The sequence below is a fragment of the Lysinibacillus alkalisoli genome (assembly GCF_014643595.1).
Classification (GTDB): Bacteria; Bacillota; Bacilli; order Bacillales_A; family Planococcaceae; genus Metalysinibacillus; species Metalysinibacillus alkalisoli.
This window is the reverse complement of record NZ_BMJT01000001.1, coordinates 482,918-505,700: the sequence shown is the minus strand read 5'-3', so window position 1 is coordinate 505,700 and position 22,783 is coordinate 482,918. Positions and strand designations below refer to the sequence as shown.

Sequence of the window (22,783 nt, the reverse complement as noted above, 5' to 3'; positions counted from 1 at the left end):
AAAAAATACCCGACTTAGCTTATGCTAATTATATCATTTTATTATCAAAAAAAATATTGCAATTACATTAAGAATTCGCAACAAATTCCAAAGGAGTGTTACTATTTTATGAGATCAAATTATTTAACAGTTAAAGGTTTTGGTGAGCAGGAGATTATTATATCAAAATCTCACTTTATTGCGTATGTTGAGCGAGCAGAAACAGAGGCAGAAGCACTCGCTTTTATTGATAAAATCAAAAAGATGCACCCTCAAGCTACTCACAATTGCTCTGCTTACCTCATTGGCGAACATGACAACATCCAAAAAGCTAATGATGATGGTGAGCCCTCTGGTACAGCAGGTTTCCCTATGTTAGAAGTATTAAAAAAACAAGGGCTAAAAGATACTGTTGTTGTTGTCACACGCTATTTTGGTGGTATCAAATTAGGTGGCGGTGGTTTAATACGTGCTTACGGCAGTGCAACCTCTGAAGGCATACAAGCTGCGCAAGTTGTGTGGCGTAAGTTACATCGCCATATACGTGTCACTATTGATTATACATTACTTGGCAAAATAGAGAACGAAATACGCCAGTCTTCTTACACATTGTTACATATCGAGTATGGGGAAAACGTAGAAGTAGTGACAGCTGTATTAGAAGAAGAAAAAGACAATTTTGTTAATTGGATGACAGATTTAACGAGTGGCAAAGCGTTGATTTCTCTAGAGGAAACCCATTTTGTAGAATTTTTAACTACCTAACATAATTGTAATTGTCCATTCCATAAATACCGTAGTATAATTATCAGATGAATGTTAAACATGGCTAGACAAATTAAAGGAGAATTAAAATGGGAAATAAAGAACGAAGCAGGACGAAGAAAAATACGAGTCGTACTGTAAAAGTTTTTAAAGTCATTCTTGTTTTAGCAACCTCTGCACTCATTTGTGCCGCTGCTTATGGTGTTTATTTAACAAAGCAAGCGGAATATGCTGTTACTAAAGCACATGAAAAAATTGAAGGGCGCGATATGTCAGCAAAGCGCGATGAAAAAGTAAAACCAATTACAGATAATGTCTCTATATTACTTGTTGGTATTGATGATAGTGAACAACGTGCACAAGGCGCTGATGCTTCACGTGCAGATGCTTTAATGCTTGCTACACTCAATAATCAAGCTAAAACCGTTAAACTAGTTAGTATTCCGCGTGATTCTTATGTACATATCCCTGCTGTTGGGTATGAGGATAAAATCACACATTCACATTCTTACGGTGGCACGCTAGCCACGATTGAAACTGTGGAAGAATTATTAGAAATCCCTGTAGATTTTTACGTTCGCATGAACTTTAATGCTTTTATTGATGTAGTAGATGCATTGGATGGCATTGAAGCTAAAGTGCCTTATGAATTATTAGAAAAAGATGAATTAGACCGTACAGCTGTACATTTAATGCCTGGTAAACAAACGTTAAACGGGAGTGAGGCGTTAGCACTTGCCCGCACACGTAAACAAGATACAGATGTAGACCGCGGAAAGCGTCAACAAGAAATTGTACAAGCCATTATGAAAAAAGCTGCTTCGATGGAATCCGTTTTAAAATATGATGATGTTTTACAAGCTGTTGGCGATAATATGAAAACAGATTTAACATTCTCTGATATGAAGTCATTTGTGCATTATTTATCAAGTGGTATGCCTGAGGTTGAAACAATCTCCTTAATGGGTGAAGATTTAAACACACCAGGAGGTTACTACTATGGGTTAGATGAAGATGAACTTGAAAAAACAAAAGTCATTTTACAAAAACACTTAGAAATCACACCCAAAAAGAAAGCGACAAATGAAACTTACACAGACGATCTAATAAATAATGATACAAATAACGAAAATGACAACTATTAATAAAAAAGGTGAGGCGACTTTAAAATCGCCTCACCTTTTTGTATAAAAAGAAGAGTAACGAAACTTACGCTTCGTCACTCTTTATGTGTTACTTATTTAAACTTCTCACAATATTAAGTAATGGTCGATAGTTTTTACCTGCTAATCCAATAATCTCTACAAACAATTCAATGGTGATGACAATGACTACAATTAAAAGCAATGCGCCCCAAACTTTAGCCATAGAGAATATAATCGCTGCTACACCAAACATCATCGCAATGCCATAAATAAGTAATACCGTTTGGCGATGCGAGAAGCCCATGTTTAATAAACAATGGTGCAAATGGGATTTATCAGGATCAGACCATTTTTGTTTCATTCGGAAACGACGTATAATAGCAAACAATGTATCAGAAATAGGTACACCTAGCATAATTACTGGAATGATAAATGATACCATGGTAACACTTTTAAACCCTAATAAGGATAATACAGCAATCATGAAACCTAAAAATAATGCACCTGTATCCCCCATAAAAATTTTGGCTGGGTGAAAATTATAAAATAAAAAACCGATACATGCAGCCGCTAAAATAGCAGCTGTTGCCATAACAAATGTGTCGCCTAAAATAAATGCCATTGTTGCTAGCGTTAATAATGCAATTGTCGAGACACCTGCTGCTAAGCCATCCAAGCCATCTATTAAGTTAATAGCGTTTGTCACACCAATAATCCATAATAAAGTGAATGGAATACTTAAAAAGCCAAAGTCTAATTTACCATCAAATGGTAAATTAATAAACTCCACTTGAATACCACCGACAAAAACAACAATTAATGCAGCTGCGATTTGTCCGATTAACTTTGCTTTAGCAGAGATTTCATACATATCATCTAACACACCAGTAATTACAATAATCAGTGCGCCTAATACGATGGCTAATGTATATGGACTTTCTGGTTGGTATACTGCAAAGCCTATAATAAAGGCTAAAAATACAGCAAGACCACCTAATCGAGGCATAATGCGTGAGTGTACTTTACGATAATTGGGTGCATCAACTGCACCAATCCGAAAAGCTAGACGCTTTACTAAAGGTGTAAGTAAAATTGACGCCATAAAAGCGACAATTAAAGAAACGTATCCCACATTTCTCCTCCTCTAAAAATATTAAATATGCCAGTCTTCCATTTATTATACCACGGGCAATATTTTTTTTATAGTAAATTCCTTTTAACACATGTCGTTGTCATGGAACTTTAATAGTCACCCCTACTAAAATTTGATAAAATAAAAGGTGCGTGTAAATAACATGCAACCATTAAAGGAGCGTAAAATAATGTTCTCATTTTTCAAAAAAAATAATGAACAGACAACGCAAAAACAATTAAAAGGTTATTACAAGGTTGTTGATAGTATTAACGCCTTGGAAGATAAATTTGTTGCAATGTCTGACGATGAATTAAAAGCGATGACACCTATTTTCAAAGAGCGCATTGAAAATGGTGAAGAAATGACAGCTATTATTCCAGAAGCTTTTGCTGTAGTTCGCGAGGCTTCAAAACGTGTATTAAATATGCGTCACTTTGACGTACAACTTATTGGTGGGCTTGTCTTAACAGAAGGCAATATTGCCGAGATGCCTACAGGTGAAGGAAAAACACTCGTTGCCTCTTTGCCCTCTTATGTTCGTGCATTAGAAGGCAAAGGTGTACATGTTATTACGGTAAATGATTATTTAGCGACTCGTGACTTTGAGCAAATTGGGCAAATTCACCGCTTTTTAGGATTGACTGTTGGTTTAAATGTACCCATGATGGAACCTGATGCGAAAAAACTAGCCTATAAAGCAGATATTACGTATGGTGTGGGTACAGAGTTTGGCTTTGATTATTTACGTGATAATATGGCACATAGTATTGCAGACCGCGTACAACGTCCTTATCACTTTGCCATTATTGACGAAGTGGATAGCGTATTAATTGATGAAGCTAAAACACCATTAATCATTGCAGGTAAAATGATGGCTAATGAAGAACTACATAAAATTGCTGCCATTTTAGCTAAGCGTTTTAAACGTGACGAAGATTATGATTTTGATGACGAAACGAAAGCTACTTCTTTAACAGAAGATGGGATTACAAAAGTAGAACAAGCTTTTGGTATCGACAACCTCTACGACTTAGAACATCAAACACTCTATCACTACGTTATCCAAGCTGTGCGTGCACATGTAATGTTTGAGCGCGATGTTGATTACATTATTAAAGAAGATAAAATCGAATTAGTAGATATGTTTACAGGCCGTATTTTAGAGGGGCGCTCTCTCTCTGACGGCTTACACCAAGCGATTGAAGCTAAAGAAGGCGTGACCATTACGGAAGAAAATAAAGCACAAGCGCAAATCACCATTCAAAACTACTTCCGTATGTACCCTAAATTATCAGGTATGACGGGGACAGCTAAAACACAGGAAAAAGAAATTCGTGATGTTTATGGCATGGATGTAATCCAAATCCCAACAAACCGCCCTCGTCAACGTGTTGACCATGAAGACATTGTGTTTGAAAAGAAACAAGAGAAATATGAATATGTGGCGGAGCTTGTCAAAGAGCGGCACGCTAAAGGACAACCTGTATTAGTAGGTACTACTTCCATTTTACAATCTGAAGAGGTAGCTAAACATTTAAAACAAGTAGGTATCCCTTTCCAACTTTTAAATGCCAAGACTGTGGAACAAGAAGTCAATCTAATCTCTGAGGCTGGTCAACGTGGGCGTGTCACGGTAGCCACAAATATGGCGGGGCGTGGAACGGATATTCAACTTGCCCCCGAAGTATATGAACTGGGCGGATTATTTGTAATTGGTACCGAAAAGCACGAAAGTCGACGTGTGGACAACCAATTGCGTGGGCGCTCGGGGCGTCAAGGAGATATTGGCGAAACACGCTTTATCTTATCATTAGAAGACGATATGTTCCGTCGCTTTGCTCGGGATGATGTAGAGAAATTCAAAACTAAGATGACGAAAGATGCGCAAGGTCTTATCGAAAATAAAGAGGTATTTGAATTAATTAATCGCACACAACGCATTGTTGAAGGTGCACAATTTAGCATGCGTGAGTACAATTTAAAATTAGACGATGTCATCAATGATCAACGTACCGTAGTTTACGGTTTACGAAACAGCATTTTACAAGGTGATAAACTTATCCATCATTTGAAAACGATGCTCTCTGAGACAGTAGACTTTGCTGTACATGAAAATGCACCTGAAGATGTCGCTCAAATTGAGTGGGACTTTGATGAGATGGAACGCTCATTAAACAGTTTATTTTTAACACCTGTGACCATTGATCGTGAGTTGCAAAAGACATCACTCATTATGAAACAAATAGCACCACATGAAAAAGAACTACAAGATAAGTTAGAAGCCTTTGCGCAAGACGAGCGTATTATTAATGCTATCCCTAACTTTATGTTAAGTCATATTGACCGTGGCTGGGTAAAACATCTTGAAGCGATGACCCATTTAAAAGAAGGTATCGGTTTACGTCAATACCAACAAGAAGACCCGATGCGTATTTATCAACGTGAAGGTTTACAGTTATTTGCACGCAACTTCCAAGAGTTACGTCGCCTTATCATTATAGATATTGTCGACTTTATGAAACAATTAGAAGCACGTGATGCACAAGAGGAGGAACAATAAACATGAGTATTTTTGACTTTTTCAAAAAGGACGATAAAGTAAAGAAAGAGAATACTATTGACTCGAAAACATTATTACAAGATTTAAATAAACCGACTTCTGACAGAGATGTTACAACAAAATTATCGATCCACCCCGAGTGGGATGTGCCACAGGAGCAAAAATATATTTTTAGCTTCTTAGCCAATGACTTACAACCATTAAAGCCAAACCAATTATCTTTATCTACAATTAGCATGGAACAACAAGATGGCAAATGGTTTGTGCGAGCTTTCTTCCGTTCATCATTAGACCAACCCATTGAATTAGGTGATGTCGAACTATTTTTATTAGATAAAGATGGCGAGCTTTTAGCGACAAAGCGTTTTGATTTTTCAGCGCTAGGTACAATCCCTGCTGAAAGCGCACGTCCTTGGATTTTTACTTTTGAAAAAGAAACACAAAAACAAGTGCTAGACGGTCTACCTGAAGATGGCTGGCAAATCGCCTTTAACCTTGTGTATTTACGTGGGCACCAATTAGATTTAGACCCATCTTGGGAAGAACAATTAACAAAAGAACAAAAAGCACAGCTTGAAGAGATCGTCAGTAAATTGCCTGAGTTAGGTGACTCTGAAGTAAACTTCACAGGTTTCCAAATTCGTGAGGTCGAAGATGGTAGCTTGCAAGCCACGGTCTTCATTCGCAATGGTAATAATCGTGCTGTCAACTTAGAGCAGCTGCCGCTAGAGATTTATGATGCGAATAGTAAACGTATTGCCAACGGCTCGTTTAAAATGGACCCTGCCATCACAGTAGAAGGCAATACAACCAAACCATGGACATTTATCTTCCCAGCTAATCTTGTCGATACAACTGATGCCGATTTATCACGCTGGTCAGCACGCGTTGCTCAACAAGCATAATCATACAAAAAGACGGTTTCTCCTTTTGAGAAACCGTCTTTTCTTATGCATTATCTTTTTTACTTTTGCCAAACTTAGCAAGCAATTTACGCACTAACTCTTTAAACTCCTGAATACCAAATAACCAATATAACGCTACTAAACTACTGCCAAATATCGCAACACCTACAAAAAACGTAAGGAACTTGTTGTCAAATTGTAAGTAAGTACTAGATAAATATACGATTAACGTAATTAAAATAAATGGCGGCCATGCTCTAAAATAATGGGCACTTGGATCAAACATACCAAATTTTAATTTGTACTTAAATCGCGCATGTAAAACGAGCATAAGATAATTAGTGAAGGAACTAATCAGCGTTCCCCATGCAATTGCCATAGCACCATATTCTTTTGTGAAATAAACCATAATAAAAATATTAATGCCAATTACGTTAACAATACTGTAAATGACAGGTGCTAATGAATTACCTTTAGCATAATAAAACCGTGTAATATACATATTCGCTGCTAAAAAATACATGGATAAAGAAAAGATAGCAAAGACAGGAGCTGTCATAGCAGTCGATTGCTCATTAAATTGCCCATATTGGAACACCACTTGAATAAGGTTTGTTGAATAAAAGTAAGAATATACGGTTACAGGTAATAACAATAATAGAAGGTAATGCAGTCCTTTAGAATAGAGACTTCGAATGCCCTCAATATCATTCTCACCCTCTTTTCGACTTAGCACAGGATAAATAACCGTTGTTACAGCTGTTATTAAAATGGCTTGCGGAAATTGCATTAAACGTGAGGCATAGTTAACAGCAGAAATTGCCCCTTCTCCTAAACCTGTTGCAAACAAACGATGTAATAATGCATAAAATTGTATTGTTGCGCCACCAATCACTAATGGCAACACCATTAACCACAATTCTTTTGTTGATAAATTGTGTGTAAATGAAATCCCAACAGGATGTGACTTTAATTTGCGATAGCCAATAATTAAGAAGAATAGCATAATAACTGCACTTAATAATGCACTAACTCCATAACCAAATGGCCCAATCACAACGGATAATGCAACCCCAATAATTAAAAATGCTGCATTATAAATTAATATCGCAAAACTGGACAAATGGAATTTATCATGTAGATTAAGTAAGCCACTATACCAAGAAGATAATACAAGTAAGACCGAAGATGGCATCATCCAATAATATAATTTCGCTGCTAGCACATAAATTTTTTCAGATTTTTCTTCCCCACCAACATCAAAAACATGAAGCATTGAGTCTGCAAAGAACATCATAATAGCGGTTAAAATCAACGTTGTAAACAATACGATTGTAAATGATTGTTTAACAAATAATGGCCGATTTGTATTTTCACGATTGTAAATCGAGATAACAGCTGTTGTAAAAGCACCACCTACAGCCAAGTATAAAAAATTAGGAATGGTATAGGCAGTAAAAATACTATCTGCATAATATGAAGAACCATATTGCATACCAATAACCATCTCACGCAGAAAACCAAACATACGCGCTACAATATTAATAATAGCTACTGCTCCGATGATTTTGAAAAACTTATTCATACACGTCTACCGCCTTTAGCAGCAACCTCATAAATCTGTTGCAATTGTGCGGTAATATTCTTTTCATCATGCTGCTCTAACACCGCATTCACTGCTGAAACGTGGTAATAGTCGTCCGCCACACGTGTCGTTGCACGTTTCATCTCCTGTGCTAATTCTGATGCATGATGTGGTGGCACAAGGTGACCTGCACCATTATTTAATAAAGATACTAAACCTCCAACTTGGGTAGCAATAACAGGTGTACCTGCAGCTAACGCTTCTAACGCTACTAAACCAAAGCCTTCTAAATGAGAGGGTAAGACAAACACATCTGCCGCTTGAAACCACTTAACAAGCTCTTGTTGTGCTAATGGATCAATAAATTGTACATCCTCGTCAATGAAAGGTTGCAACTTTTTCTGGAAACCTTCATCACGTCTTGCACCAATGATCGTTAATTTAACGGGCTTTTCACAAGATGTTTTCACCATTTGAAAAGCTTGAACAAGCTCTTCCACACCTTTTTGTTCAATAACATTACCAACAAATAAAAAATGAAAAGCGTCCTGTGCAAGATGAACTTGCTCCCGTGCTATATTTTTATCAATAGGATAGAAAATGCGACGATTGACACCCATACTTAAAACGGAAATCTTTTCTTTAGGTATGGAAAAATCATGCTCGATTTGTTCCGCTAGCACAGGGCCCACTGCAATGACATGCTCACTATTTTTTAAAATGGTTTCTGTCCAATTGTGTAAGCGAGTGCTTTTTTTAGCCATACGTTCAATATCGCCACCATGGGCTGTTACAACATAAGGAATACCAAATAAGCGTTTAACAATAAGCGCTAACATTCCAGAAGGGAATGCATAATGGGCATGTGTAACACTGATTTGTTTACGTTGACGAAAAGCGGTTGTAAGGGTTTTTAAGCCCCATTTCATATATTTTTTTATAACAGGCCATTTACCTGTTGTAGGGTCATCATTTACAGCAATCACAACATTCATGCCTGCCTCTTCTAATGCACGCACTTGGTTTTTAACGAAAATACCAAAAGATAAATGATTGTCGGTAGGATACATGTTGCTAATGATTAAAATTTTCTTCATAGCTCCTTCACCGCCCTTTTCATTAATTCTTTACCTTTCATGGCTTCGCTATGAATGTGATTGGCAATTTGTTTCGTTTCGATAATAAGCTCATCCCAGTTCTCGTTCATCTTTTGGATAGACTTTGCCACAATCTTAGGATCTCTTGCAATATCCTCCATGGATAAACAGCGATCTGATGCATTGACTAAAGACATAAAATCTTGCACCTTCACATGATAAGAAATAGCAAGGACAGGTGTTTCAGCATCTGTTGCTAAAATAAGTGAATGCAAACGTGTGCCTATAACAATATCTTGCTCTGCTACTACTTCTAATAAGCGATCTGGATACAAGTTTTCATCTAATATTTGCACACGATTATGATAGCGCATCTTTTTTTGAATATCCTTCGTTACTGTAACATCTTGAGGATATTTGGTTGCAAAAAATGTAATCTCTACATCCTGTGCTTCAAGTAATGCATCTAAATTATTTGCCATACTTGTAATATATTCGTCATACTTTTGAATATTTCCTTCTGGCCAATAGTTTGCATTATAGTAAGGCACTGCAGAAACACCAATTTTCTTTGGCTTTTTTGCATACGTTGTTTTTTCCTGCTTTAATGTAAACGCAGGGTCTCCAATAACGGCTACATCCTTTTTGACGCCTATACGTTCAAGTAGTTCCTTTGACTCGGGGTCTCTTACAGAAACATTCTCTGCATAACTACACATCACACGGATAAATAACTTACCTGTAATGGTATCGAGAGGGCCTGCGCCACAACCATAAATAATATAAGGTACTTTCATTTGCTTGGCCATCATGGCATATGTGCCATAAAGATGAGCTTCTCTACGATAAAAATCCATTAAAATGCCGCCACCACCAATGATTAATAAATCAAATTGTGCTACATAACGTTTATTATTTTTATACGTATGAATAAAAGTTTTATACAGGTTGCCTTTCCGATAATACAAAGGATAACTTGTCACGCCGTAGCGTTCGGATGTTTGTTGTGTATTGTTACTAAACACCGTAATGTCCTTATCTTCAACAGGGAACGTTTCTTTTACTTGTTTGAGAATGCTGTATAAAATAGCTTCATCGCCATTATTGTCATTCCCATAGTTCCCAACAATACCTATTTTCATTCCATTACATCCTTTTATCCCCGGCTCATTTTATCAAGCCATTTTTTTTAATAAAGTGATTATACCATAGCTTCACAAGTGTACTTATTTTTTCTGTACAAAGGAAGAGCTGGCCCAAACGTTACAAAATAACGCTGAGGTCAGCTCCATGTTCATTTGACTTGTAAACTATTATAAAGGAATACGCTAAAGTGAATGCGACTAATAGCTTGACCTGGCTTAAAGGTTTGGTCGAGATAGCCAGTTGCTACACCATTATGCACAAGCGTTTGAATATAATCATATGCCCAAAAATCTTGAGAAACATCCGTAAATACTTTATCGTTTGAGCCTGTTAAATTAAAGGCTTCTACGATCATTTTTGACATATGTGCACGTGTTACATTATTTTGCGGGTTAAAATAACCATCTGCGCCACTAATAATACCAGCTGTTGTTAACGCCGCTATTTCATTGTAATACACATGCCCCTTAGGTACATCTTTATAACCTGGGTCTTGCACATTCGTTGTATCTAACTGCAATACTTTAGTTAAAATTAATGCTGCATGTTGACGTGAAATCGGATTATCCGGTAAAAATCTACCATCAGGATAACCATTAATATAGTTGTGTTGTACTAAATAAGCTAATTCTTTCTCATATCTATGATTGGGTGGGACATCTGTAAACAGCCCCTTTTTAGCGATAGTTACGTTAACAGCCACGGATTGATTACCTAATGTAGCGACAACTTTACCTTTTGTACCAGCATTTTTTGCTGTAAAAGTACCATTCCCCGCAATGCTCCCTATATCACCTTCTACGGACCACTTCACTTGGCGCTCATCATATAATATGTTTTGCCCTGTATCATCCTTAATATCTTTAAGCGTAAAGCGCAATTGCTCACCTTCTTTTAAGGTACGGTCTCCTTCAGCAATTGTCATTGTAGTAGGGCCTGCAACCGTCTTAACAGGGAATGAATTTACTACTGTGCCATCATGCATCACATAGATGCGGTCATCTCCTGCTTTTGTCGTTTGGTAGCTCATGCCATTTGTAGTCAAAGTGCCATGCTGTGAAGAAAGTGTAATATGCCCGTCAATCGGCAAGCTATTACGATTTTTATCTTGCACTAAACTTACCGTAATACGCGAACCATTTCCTTCTAATATAGGGATATCATTTTCAATACGGAATAACATATGCTTTGCAACACTAACAGGCTCTAATGACACTGCCTGTAATATCGTAGATACTGCCCTTTGTGCGCCACCACCATTAGATGTACGGTTAGCTAACACGATTTGATTACTTCCATAATTACGAATGCCCATTGTGGTTGAGCCACCGCCATCTAAGTTAATCGCTCGCTCCACACCTAATGACACTAAATAATTTGCCAATTGTACCATGTTCATGCCTTCACTATGACTTTGACGTCCATCTACTGTAATAAGATGCACCTTTTTACCACCATCTGATGTAGCTACAATCGTGCGAGGAGCCTTTTCTTTGGCACGCCAACTATTTGTACTCATCATAATGTATGGCTTACTATCTTTTACTAACATAGGGCCACTTGCAATGATATAATCTGCATTCTTCCATTTATCATCTATGCTAAAGTTCACAGCAATTTCTTCTCCGATTTTAACATCTCCATATTTTTTGTGCCAATCACCACCCTGCATAGAAACGACGAAAGCTGTACGTGGAATAGTTAAACGCTCTGTAGAATTATAGGGCTTAATATGGGTCACTTTGCCTTTTAAAGTTTGCCCAAACGTATTGCGGGTAATCTCTTGCCCTGTATCCACAACAAATTCAAAGCCATACTGATTCGTATCGGTATGTGTTTTATAAAATTGTGGTGTGTAGATAACAGCCTCATAAATATTACGTTGACGATTTAATCCTGACATCGCTTCCGTTTTGCCGCCTCGCTTTAATGTAATACCAAAATCAAAGTAATCAATTAAACCTTTCCCATCAGCTGTCATACCAAATGCAGTAGGTACATTTAAATATTCGTCACTACCTTGTGACACTGTACCACCATTTACAATGACATTATCTTTTGCAAGTAGGAATAACGGATAGCCTTCTGCCATATTAAAAAAGCCTGCATTAATAGCACCTACAACACGATTGCCCTCTCGTGAATTTTTCATAGCTAAGGAGGTTGTTGTTTCTTTACCATTTACACGGGTTGGTAAACCCAATTGTACTTCTGTTTTACCAGGCGCTACATCTACTGCTATATGATTGATGGATTGAGGTGCTCCTGTAGAATATTTATATTGTTTATACCAAACATCTTCTGACAGACCAAAACTTTTATCAATTGTTTGAAACGCAAAGGCATGGGTAGGTAATAATAGCATTGTAAACACAGCGATAATTACCATAAAAACCGATTGCCATTTTCTCATTTTTTTACTTCCTTTCTACGATTTTAATAATTCATACTCTCTTTACGGTATCAAACAATGGGGGGAATTGCTATATTACAATTGTGGCATTTTCTTTATAATACTGTTTCAATAAATTAATCATGTTACAGCTATGTTAGAATGAATTTAGCTATTGAATACTAAGGAGGCGACATCGTGAAAAAACTCTCATTTATTTCACTACTTGCTATCTGTTTTATGCTTGTACTAGCACCACAATCTCAAGCTGCATTTAACGGAGCAGGGTCACACAAAGATGGACTCGATTATTTATTAAAAAAAGGGGCCATTGAAGAATCAATTAACTACAATGCTAGTGTTACTCGTGCACAATTTGCATCATACATTGTCAAATCACTACAAATCACCGCTTATGATGCCGTTTCGTTCACTGACGTTCCAAAGAACTCACCCTATTATGAAGATATTGCTCGAGCTGTAACAGCTGGTATTGTAACAGGCTACACAGATGATACCTTTAAACCTGATACGTACATCTCTCGTCAACATATGGCTGTTATGCTAGATCGTTTAATGGACTATGCTAAAATCGACAAAAAGAAAGGGACAAAAACCTTTGCTGACCATGATAAAATCAATGCTGATTATCGTGATATTGTCATGACAGCTTCCGAAATGGGCATCATTCAAGGAAAGCAAGGTTATTTCAATCCCCAAAATAACGCAACAATTGCTCAATCAGCAACATTTATTTATCGCACAATGCAATATACTAACGACCCTGAAGTTAAACCTGGCGAAAAGCCTGAGGAACCAGACAACCCAGCACCTACTGGCGATTACCAATTGCAAAAAATTGAATATGGTCGTTTAATTCCTGTAAGAGGATTTGCTTCGTTTAGCGATGCTTCTAAAGCAATGGGGAATAATCATGTGATTACTTTGCATGGACGTGTCGTTAATATGGGAACAGGATTTGCGGTAGCTAATAAATATATTTCTTATAAATCAGAGAATATTAATGATGTTATGGCTGTAGCTGAAAATACGGAGATGGAGTTTATTAGTAGTGATGGTAAGAATGCGCGTGTTCGTCTTTCTGGTCACGTGAGTACGGTAAGTTTAAATGATATTACTTTATATCCCTTTGGCACTTCTAAAGGTCGTTCTTATTATCAAAATGTAAATGGTGAGTTAATTCATTATTTATATAAACACTCTTCTAATCAATACTATGCATCTTATGTTGTAGGTAAAGCACCTAGCTCAATGAAGCCAAACGTACGCTATCATAGTTGGAATGGCATTCACTTCAATGGAGATGGTACATCAGAAGAGGCGTATAACTATTATCAGTTCTTACCAGCGCGCTCTACAACAAGTTACACAGCCCAAGAGATTGATAACTATGTTATGCAACAATTGCGTAATTTAGATGCCAATGGCGGCATTTGGATTAATGGCGTGAATCATAAAAATGCTGCTTCTAAAAGTAAATTAATCGGTATTGGTTCTGCATTGAAACGTGTGGAGCAACAACATAATATTAATGCCATGCTTATTTTATCATTAGCATTCCATGAGAGTGCTTACGGCATGAGTGATCATGCACAAAAATTAAACAACTTATTTGGCTTATATGTGTATGACACAAATCCTTTAAATAAAAACTTTGCCTCGATTGAAGCAAACATTAACGAGTTAGTTTCTAAGTTTTGGCAACCAAACTATATTACACCTGGTGGTTGGTATGCAAATGGCGCTGTTGTAGGCTCAAAAGCATTTGGCTTTAATGTTAAATACGCTTCTGACCCATTCTGGGGAGCTAAAATTGCAGGTCACTACTACCGTGCTGACCGCGCGATGGGCTTTAAAGATGCGGGCAAATACACGATTGGCTTAACAACATCTGCTAATTTACCTGTGCGTACAGTAGCCACAACGTACAATAACACACCATTCTTTACGTATAAGCGTGCAGGCATGCCTGTCATTATTACAAGTGGTAATATCCCTGATTGGTATGAATTATTGTCTGACAAGCTATACAATGGGCGTGTCTATGTACCAAAAGCTAATGTTCGTATCATTCCAACAGTAAAATAACTTTAATCATGAGTTCAGTCCATGGCTGAACTCATTTTTTATACAAAAAAACTGTATCTCATTTAAATAAGATACAGCTTATTATTATTTCATTAGATTAAATTGTAAACCACTAGCACTTTTAGGCTCCGTTTTAATAATGGCTGATGCTAATATTACAAAACCTAACATTAACACAAAGATCAAATCAAGCAAGCCAGTGTGCATTGATATCGTAAACATCGTCACAACAAAGGCATATGCTACGGTATGGAAAGTATGCGTACCGCCTTGTTTTACTTTATTGTAAACCATAGATACGACTGCTCCATATAATAAGAAGCCAATTGCGACTAATAAGTAGCCGCCGTCTAAAAATAGTTGCCCAATAAATGTTGGGGTCGTTGTACGATTTTCACGTGTGATAAACTTCCCGTCTTTTACACTTAATGAGTTAACAATTTGTGTAACACGCATACGTGGCGATACTTGTTCACCTGGTAAGATTGTATTAAAGACACCTGCATGTATTTCACCATTCAAATAACCATTCTCATCAGTATATTCAATAATACGGCTTAATACAATATGCCCTGTCACACTCTCTCCATTCAATCCACGAATCCATTTAGGCGTTTGATTTACTTTTTGTTCTGTTGTTACAAGACGTTCTTTTTTATCTTCACTTAATTCTGAGATATCTGGTTGGTCACGGTTGTTAAACTCTTTTGATGTGTCCTCTGTCACAACACGTAAGAAACCAAACATAGAGAAGGTAATACCAATAATCAACAACGCACTAAGGAACCAAGTCAGTTTCACTCGTTGTACAGTATAGTGGAACACAATAATCCCTGTAAATAACATTAATACTAATGGTGTACGATAACCCATTAATAAGAATAAAGACATAACTACTGCAAATGCTGCTGCATAGATGATGGCTTTTTTCCATGTCATGGCTTTTTCTTTTACCATACGATAAGAAAGTAACAGTAATGCACCAAACCATAATAAATGTGTGAAGAACATTAATTTAGGTGGTAAATTACGTCGTACAGATTCATCGGCTAAGCCAAAGCCAGCTTTAATTGTAATTAGTACATAAGCCACTAACCCAATTAACATTAAACCGACAATAAAATGCACAACATACTTGCCCAATTTCGCTAAACCAAAGGATGGGAATGTCCAACCTAAACGGTCAATTACGTATACACCTATATAATAGAAAATAAGCGCGACAATAACAGATGGCCAAATAGAATAAGTAATGTTGAAGAGCTCAAAACGGTGGAAATCAAATAAGCTCGTGAAGAAATAAAGCACTAGAATAAACGGTAAAAAAAAGTATGGTGAAAATGTATCAATCCGATTCATTTTCTCTAATAAAGTTCTTACATTTTTCATACGTCTGCCATCTTAAATCGATGTACAACCTCCTCAAATAAAATAAAAATTAACTTACCAACATTTTTATAGTCTAACACAAAACTTTAATTATTATATCATAAATCCTATATATCTATACGTTTGTCACATAATTTATGCTACAATTTGTTTGGTAATACTAAACTGAAATGGAGGTATTAGATTTTGAAAAAAATAGTCTTTAGTCTGTTTCTCCTTACTTTCTTATTAATTATACCTACAGCTCAAGCAAATGCACAAAAAATTGGCATAATGTTTTCAGAAAGCAGTGAAAAATATGCAGACACAGTGCATCCTGCTGGCAAGTATAAAAACAAGGATGTTTCAGCAAAAGTGGACTATAGTTCTACTTACGATAAAGAACTAAAGGCTTACCATATGTATCAACAACTTGGATTTGACGTACATAAAGTAAATGAAGCCATGTTAAATGATTTATCCTCATTAAAACAATTTGATGCCATCGTATTTCCTTACACTGTCATGATGAACCATACACAACGTGAAAATGTAAAAGCCTTTGTACAAGCAGGTGGTGGTGCTGTCTTTGCCTTCCAAACGGCGCGCAATGAATCGGCACACTTCCCTCAAGCAGGTAAACCCGATATCTCTCCACTAATTTTTCATGTTGACTCTTGGGTATTTGAATGGGATAACTTAACTGAAGTATTTCAATCTCGTTTTATTGATGATGTTAGACTACGCAACTTTGATGTAGTCAATACCAACCAATCACACCCCATTATACAGTGGTCTACACAAGAACTTGGACGCAACTTAAAAATGACGGATACAAAAACAAACTGGGTTGAAATCATCAAACCATGGCAAAATCAACGCAGTAACATTCAACCTATCTTATTTTTTAAAAACTACGACTACACTGACAAAGCAGCTACTATGAATAGTGACACCTTTGGCGCTGCACATGCCATTCAATATGGTAAAGGTCGCGTCGTCCAAATCGGCTTTAAAATCATGGACTACATTGATGTCGTCGCTAATGATCATTGGGAAGAAGAGAACCGCGGTCATAGCTTTGTTGGTCACAGTGGTTCAGATGATGCTAAAGTATTCATGAAAAATGCGTTGAAGTGGAGCATTGCACCTAATAACAGCAATGCTAAACGTTATTATAACCTGTCCCTGTATACAGACCAACTACAAGCTTATATCTCTCCAAATGGCTTTGTATATCGCGCAACAGCTACTATTAAAAATAATGGTAATGTCCCTGCACGTGGCACGTTAAAAGCAGAAGTATTTGATCAAAATAATAAACGTGTCGGTGTTAGCCATGAACGCTACATACCAGGGTTAGCCGCAGACGCTACAACTAATAACGCAGACCGACGTGATATTAGTGTGCACCGTGAAAAGTTTGAGATTTACATGAAAGGTTTACCTGCTGGTACCTATACGGTGCGTGTTAGCTTCACAGAAGGACGCCCTGACCAAACAGGGAATGGCTTTAATTTCAAGACAATGGCTGAAACAAAAACATTCACGCGTAAAAATGGCTCTAACAATGCGACGTTTGCAAACGTGCCAATGTTCCGTGATGTACCAATAAATAATCCAGCTTATTATGACATCAAAAATCTATACGCTACAGGCATTGTTACAGGCTATGGCGATCATACGTATAAACTGCAAAATGCCATCACGCGTGTACAAGCTGCAACAATGATCTTACGTGCTTTACATATCCAACCTACTACACAACATACTTTACAAGCCAATGACTTACAAAAAGGGCAATATGGCTATGATGTGCTCGCTACAGCTGCAAAATATGGCATTGTCTCTTTACAAAATGGTCGCATCAATGCACAAGCACCAATGACACGTGGTGATATGGCACAAGCATTGACAAATGGCTTCCAGTTGCGCGGCATCTCACACAAAGCATTCCACGATGTGCCAACATCAAGCCCTTATTACAACTATGTACAAACGCTAGCAGCACTTGCTATTACAACAGGCTATGAAGACCAAACATTCCGTCCTAATCATCCTGTAAATCGTCAAAACTTTGCACAATTCATTAATCGTACATTATATTTCCAATCTAAATAATAAAAAGGAATCGCAGTCACTTGCGATTCCTTTTTGTGTACTATTGTTTTGTATAGTATTGTACAATCCCTCTATAAATTGCATCTGCATAAGCATCTTGCTGATTAATGAGTTTTGGTAAATCATTTTGATTCGTGATAAAGCCTAATTCTACTAAAACAGCTGGGACAATTGTGTTATGGATAACATAGAAGCCCATCTTCTTAACACCACGATTATAAGTTTTTAAATCACTAACAATATTATTATTAATGAATGTTGCTAAGTCAATATCCTCACGGTACATATCACCTGCTGACATACTGTAGTATGTTTCTGTACCATGTGCTGAACCACTTGCAAATGAGTTAACGTGAATACTTACAAAAATCTCTGCTTCATTACGATCTGTAAATGCTGTAATATCCCATAACTCTAAAAACTTATCTGTTGTACGTGTTTGTCTTACATCAGCACCTGCTGCACGTAACTTTGCACTCACTTTATTTGCTACTGCTAAGGTAATATCTTTTTCTCTGTATCTTTTATCAAATGATAATGCCCCTGGGTCTTTACCGCCATGTCCTGCGTCAATCACAATTACGCGATTTTGTAATGGTTTACCATTTTGATTTAATAATTTTAAGTACGATTTATATACCCAAGCTGAGCGACCATTGTAATTGACATTCGCCCAATAGCCAGAAATTTTATTAACCGAAACTTTTTGACCATACTTTAATTGACCTAATAATTGTGATTGATTATTAGCCTGTGCACGAACGTTAACAAAATCAACTGTCACGCGACCAATCGTATTCGTTGGCCCTGGATTTGGGTTTGGATCTGGGTCTGGATTTGGAGCTGATACATCCGTTGTAGCATTTGCTACGACATAACCTGGCACACCTTTATAAATCACTTGGTAATAGCCACCTACTGTTTTATAGACAGGTAATTTAGTCCCTTTAGCAATAATGCCTAATTGTGATATTTTCTTAGAACTTGAAGAGGCACCATAATAAAGATTTAATGCATCATTTGCGGTAACTTCTTTTGTTTTACTACCTAATGACTCACGTGTATCAGGGTCAATATACTCTAAATACGTTTTATAAACGTAAGCAAATTTACCTTTATACGAAATCTTTACCCAATCGCCTAAGAAATCATACACAGCTAAATTGCCACCTTTATTGACAACACCTACAATATTATTGTTAGTAGTAGAAGATGCCGTAGAGCGTACATTTAAGCCATCTGTTGTAGAACGCACGATAGCAATCACATCTTTTGCATCAGGTATATCTGTTTCACCTTTAACAGGTAAATCTAAACGGAAACGATCGTCCATAGCACGAGCAATAAATAATGAGAATTGTGCACGTGTCATGGTATTTGCTGCACCAAAGTCAGCACGTGTACCACTTGGACCAACGGCAATACCATTATAGAAGATAGCATTTACTTCTTTTGCGTACGTATGATTAGCATTCACATCTGAAAAGACAGTATCCATACCTTCATATTCTTTTAAATCCAAGTTAAATGCATGAGCTAATACATATGACATTTCACCACGTGTTAAATCTTCATTAGGTTTAAAACTACCACCTGTTTTAGCAGGGAAATAACCTAATTGATGGGCACGCTCAATGTAACCTGAACGCTCCGTATCTGTTACAGGTACATCTGTAAAACTCGATTTTTCAACTTTCAATGGCTTTTGACCTGTAGCCAATACCACCATTTTAGCTACTTGTGCACGATTTACTTTATTATGAGGTTTAAATAATTTTTGACCATTCTCTGTATAACCACTAATAATACCTTTTTCCACTAATAAATTAATCGCATCTACTTTATCTTGCTCCATACTTGGACTTGCTTTTACATCATTAAACTGACTATTTGCTTGTGCAATCGGTGCAAGTAATAAGACAAAACAAATAGACAGCATCACTGTGCTCCATATTTCTTTACGCCACACAACGACGTCCTCCCTTCAAATCACTCATTATTTATTCATTGGCCCAAAACTTGAGGTACATTCCGTCGTATTTCCCTTATTTTGTGAAGACAACACTCCCTTTAATAATAAGAGGGAGCAATTGCCAAAGCAATTCTCCCTGATATTATACCTATTTGTAAGAACACTTATGTCAACAACTTGTAGCTCATTATAAATGAATAAGTTGCTACTTACTTAATAATAGAACGCTCAATGAAAGCATCTAATTGTGTATGTTTTACATTTTCGCCAACACCGAAACTACCATCAATCTTACCTGTTGTAATTTCGTTAGAAGCTAAAATTTGGATGAACTCGTTAAATTGGTTGTCTGCTGCTACATCAGTAAATGATGTTTCGCCACCTTGGTGTTGTAAACCAAATGCTGTTACTAACACTTTTGAAAGTTGACCACGTGTAATTGGTGATGCTGGATTGAAGTTACCATTACGGTCTCCACCAAAAATACCTAATTTACGTACCGCTTCAATTTCACCTGCATACTCATCTGTATGTTTAACATCATTAAAGTCTGCAATTTTATCTGAAGTATCTAAACCTAATGCTGTAGCAATTTCGTAAGCTACTTGACCACGGTTTGCATATACTGTGTTATCAAAGCTTGATGCATTTACTTCTGGCTTAGCTGCTTCTACAGGATTGATGCCAGAGATGCGTACTGCACCTTGGTAACGAGCGCCCCAATAGTATGGGTCGTTAATGCTTGCATAGCTAACACCTTTAGACGTACTAGAGTTAATGAATTGACCATTGCCTGTGTAAATCCCAACATGTGTTAGTGAACCTGCTGTATTAAAGAATACTAAGTCACCAGCTTGTAAATTGCTTTTTGATACTTTAGCGCCACGAGCGTATTGATCCCATGTCGTACGACCAATGTCAATACCTACATCGCGGAATACTTGACGAGTGAATCCTGAGCAGTCAAAACCTGATGTTGTTGTACCACCCCAACGATAAGGAATACCTAAATATTTGTTACCGTTTTGGATAAGTTGTGATGGTGTTGCCGCCTCTGCTGTGTCTGACTCACCTGGTGTTGCTGAAAAAATCATAAATGCTGCAAATACTGGTAATAACCATTTCTTCTTCATTAGTTTCAATTGCCCCTCTCAAATCTTTTAGTCATATAGTTAACGTTATGTGTAATTGTCGTTTTTTACTGAGGTCTTTTTGACCTGTATATAGACTATCATAAATAAAGAGGTTTTTACTTTTCAATTGTGTAACGGTTTCAAAAAACGCCTCAAACCTTGATATAACTAGGTTTTGAGACGTTTTGTTTTTTTGTTTTTTGTTTTATAACAGCTTTCTGTAATATTGCTGTAACATAGTAACATTATATAACTCACTTTTCCCCTGCAAAATGTTGCACCCAGTAATAATGACCGTTGTAATCTTGCCAGATTCCTACACCAACATGTGTATATTTACGCTTTAAAATATTAGCGCGATGCCCCTCCGACTTCATCCATCCCAGCACAGTTTGTTCGGGTGTAGTAAAGTATCGCGCAATATTTTCCCCATAACCATTAAAACGATAGCCAAACAAATAAGCTTGGTCCCAAGGCTGACCATATGTTGGTGATTTATGATCAAAGTAACCTTTTGTAATCATATCTTGTGCTTTAATTAATGCAATTTGACTTAACTTAGGGTCGTAGATTAAAGGAGGCAGTTCTTTTTTTACGCGCTCTTCATTTGTTAATGTTACGACTTCTTCCATTTTTTCAACATGAAAATTGGTTGTATCAATATAGCGCTTATTTACATAGTCATAAATAATTTCATAGTTTGCCTCTCGCTCTTTAAATTGCAAGCCTCGTTGTAACAACGTAGCAAACTGTGCTCTTGAGATAGTAGCATGTGGTAAAAACATTTGATTTGTTGCACCCTTCATAATATAAAGGTCTACTAAATCATGGATCGTATCATAAGCACTGTCTCCAACCTTCACATCTGTAAACTTACTAGCGTGTTTCTGATCAATTTCAATGTCAAAGGCTGGTGCAACCCAAAGAGCTAAATCACGCTTTGTCATCAACGTATTCCCATTAAAGTATGTTGTTTTTGGAATAATATTCAAGGAGGTTAAACGTTTAATTTCTTCATAGCCTACACTATTCTTTGCTACATCAACAAATTCATGCGATGTCATTTCAGCAGGTTTTTTAGTCGCCCGTGCAAGTGCAATCGCTGCTTCTAATTTTGTGATTTTTTGTTGTGGCTTAAATAAATCATCCTGTTTACCTTTCATCAAATTCAAATCCGTTACTTCTGTAATAGCAGGATAAGCCCAATGCTTAGACGATACATCACGATAAGCGTACGCCGAAATTGTTGTGCTAAATAAAACAAGTACTGTAAATACACTAACGATTATTTTTTGTCTCATTACAACCTCCCCTTACTTCTTTCAATATTGTAACATGTCTTGTTTCCTATTCCTTTTAGAACCATTCAAA

General features: G+C 36.9%; 15 protein-coding genes. 6 read left to right on the top strand and 9 right to left on the bottom strand.

Annotation, left to right across the window (positions count from 1 at the left end):
* Window positions 1-108: 108 nt before the first annotated feature.
* Complete coding sequence (locus IEW44_RS02110) at window positions 109-744, top strand: YigZ family protein (RefSeq protein WP_188613363.1); 636 nt, start codon at window positions 109-111, stop codon at window positions 742-744.
* An 89-nt stretch (window positions 745-833) separates the two neighbouring features.
* Complete coding sequence (locus IEW44_RS02105) at window positions 834-1,889, top strand: LCP family protein (protein WP_188613362.1); 1,056 nt, start codon at window positions 834-836, stop codon at window positions 1,887-1,889.
* Window positions 1,890-1,977: 88 nt separating this feature from the next.
* On the opposite strand, the gene IEW44_RS02100 is transcribed toward IEW44_RS02105, so the two are convergent.
* Window positions 1,978-3,021 (bottom strand): glycosyltransferase family 4 protein, encoded by a 1,044-nt coding sequence (locus IEW44_RS02100; protein ID WP_188613361.1) that lies wholly within the window; start codon window positions 3,019-3,021, stop codon window positions 1,978-1,980.
* Window positions 3,022-3,211: 190 nt separating this feature from the next.
* Here IEW44_RS02100 and secA2 point away from each other — a divergent pair, with 190 nt between their 5' ends.
* Window positions 3,212-5,584 (top strand): accessory Sec system translocase SecA2, encoded by a 2,373-nt coding sequence (secA2, locus tag IEW44_RS02095; RefSeq protein WP_188613360.1) that lies wholly within the window; start codon window positions 3,212-3,214, stop codon window positions 5,582-5,584.
* A 2-nt stretch (window positions 5,585-5,586) separates the two neighbouring features.
* Complete coding sequence (locus tag IEW44_RS02090; protein WP_188613359.1) at window positions 5,587-6,489, top strand: accessory Sec system S-layer assembly protein; 903 nt, start codon at window positions 5,587-5,589, stop codon at window positions 6,487-6,489.
* Window positions 6,490-6,532: 43 nt separating this feature from the next.
* On the opposite strand, the gene murJ is transcribed toward IEW44_RS02090, so the two are convergent.
* The 4 genes from murJ to IEW44_RS02070 all read right to left on the bottom strand — a co-directional run bounded on the left by murJ (window position 6,533) and on the right by IEW44_RS02070 (window position 12,730).
* Entirely contained in the window at window positions 6,533-8,074 is a 1,542-nt protein-coding gene (gene murJ, locus IEW44_RS02085) for a murein biosynthesis integral membrane protein MurJ (protein WP_188613358.1), read from the bottom strand.
* Window positions 8,071-9,171 carry a glycosyltransferase gene (locus tag IEW44_RS02080; protein ID WP_188613357.1) on the bottom strand — a complete coding sequence of 367 codons (1,101 nt, stop codon included), beginning with the start codon at window positions 9,169-9,171 and terminating at the stop codon, window positions 8,071-8,073. Before IEW44_RS02080 ends, murJ begins: the two co-directional genes overlap by 4 nt.
* Window positions 9,168-10,313: a polysaccharide pyruvyl transferase family protein gene (locus IEW44_RS02075; protein WP_188613356.1), complete on the bottom strand. Its 1,146-nt coding sequence runs from the start codon at window positions 10,311-10,313 to the stop codon at window positions 9,168-9,170. Before IEW44_RS02075 ends, IEW44_RS02080 begins: the two co-directional genes overlap by 4 nt.
* 152 nt (window positions 10,314-10,465) lie before the next feature.
* A complete protein-coding gene (locus tag IEW44_RS02070; protein WP_188613355.1) occupies window positions 10,466-12,730 on the bottom strand; it encodes an S-layer homology domain-containing protein in 2,265 nt (754 codons plus the stop codon).
* A 177-nt stretch (window positions 12,731-12,907) separates the two neighbouring features.
* Here IEW44_RS02070 and IEW44_RS02065 point away from each other — a divergent pair, with 177 nt between their 5' ends.
* The gene (locus IEW44_RS02065) at window positions 12,908-14,818 is read left to right on the top strand and encodes an S-layer homology domain-containing protein (protein ID WP_188613354.1); all 1,911 of its coding nucleotides are present in this window, start codon (window positions 12,908-12,910) and stop codon (window positions 14,816-14,818) included.
* A gap of 84 nt (window positions 14,819-14,902) precedes the next feature.
* On the opposite strand, the gene IEW44_RS02060 is transcribed toward IEW44_RS02065, so the two are convergent.
* Window positions 14,903-16,207: an oligosaccharide repeat unit polymerase gene (locus IEW44_RS02060; protein WP_188613353.1), complete on the bottom strand. Its 1,305-nt coding sequence runs from the start codon at window positions 16,205-16,207 to the stop codon at window positions 14,903-14,905.
* A gap of 186 nt (window positions 16,208-16,393) precedes the next feature.
* Here IEW44_RS02060 and IEW44_RS02055 point away from each other — a divergent pair, with 186 nt between their 5' ends.
* Window positions 16,394-18,307 (top strand): S-layer homology domain-containing protein, encoded by a 1,914-nt coding sequence (locus IEW44_RS02055; RefSeq protein ID WP_188613352.1) that lies wholly within the window; start codon window positions 16,394-16,396, stop codon window positions 18,305-18,307.
* Between the two features lie 40 nt (window positions 18,308-18,347).
* On the opposite strand, the gene IEW44_RS02050 is transcribed toward IEW44_RS02055, so the two are convergent.
* The 3 genes from IEW44_RS02050 to IEW44_RS02040 all read right to left on the bottom strand — a co-directional run bounded on the left by IEW44_RS02050 (window position 18,348) and on the right by IEW44_RS02040 (window position 22,713).
* Window positions 18,348-20,276, bottom strand: a complete 1,929-nt coding sequence (locus tag IEW44_RS02050) for an N-acetylmuramoyl-L-alanine amidase (protein ID WP_188613351.1) — start codon at window positions 20,274-20,276, stop codon at window positions 18,348-18,350.
* 212 nt (window positions 20,277-20,488) lie between these two features.
* Window positions 20,489-21,412 (bottom strand): C40 family peptidase, encoded by a 924-nt coding sequence (locus IEW44_RS02045; protein WP_188613350.1) that lies wholly within the window; start codon window positions 21,410-21,412, stop codon window positions 20,489-20,491.
* Between the two features lie 254 nt (window positions 21,413-21,666).
* Window positions 21,667-22,713, bottom strand: a complete 1,047-nt coding sequence (locus IEW44_RS02040; protein ID WP_188613349.1) for a CAP and S-layer homology domain-containing protein — start codon at window positions 22,711-22,713, stop codon at window positions 21,667-21,669.
* Window positions 22,714-22,783 lie beyond the last annotated feature (70 nt).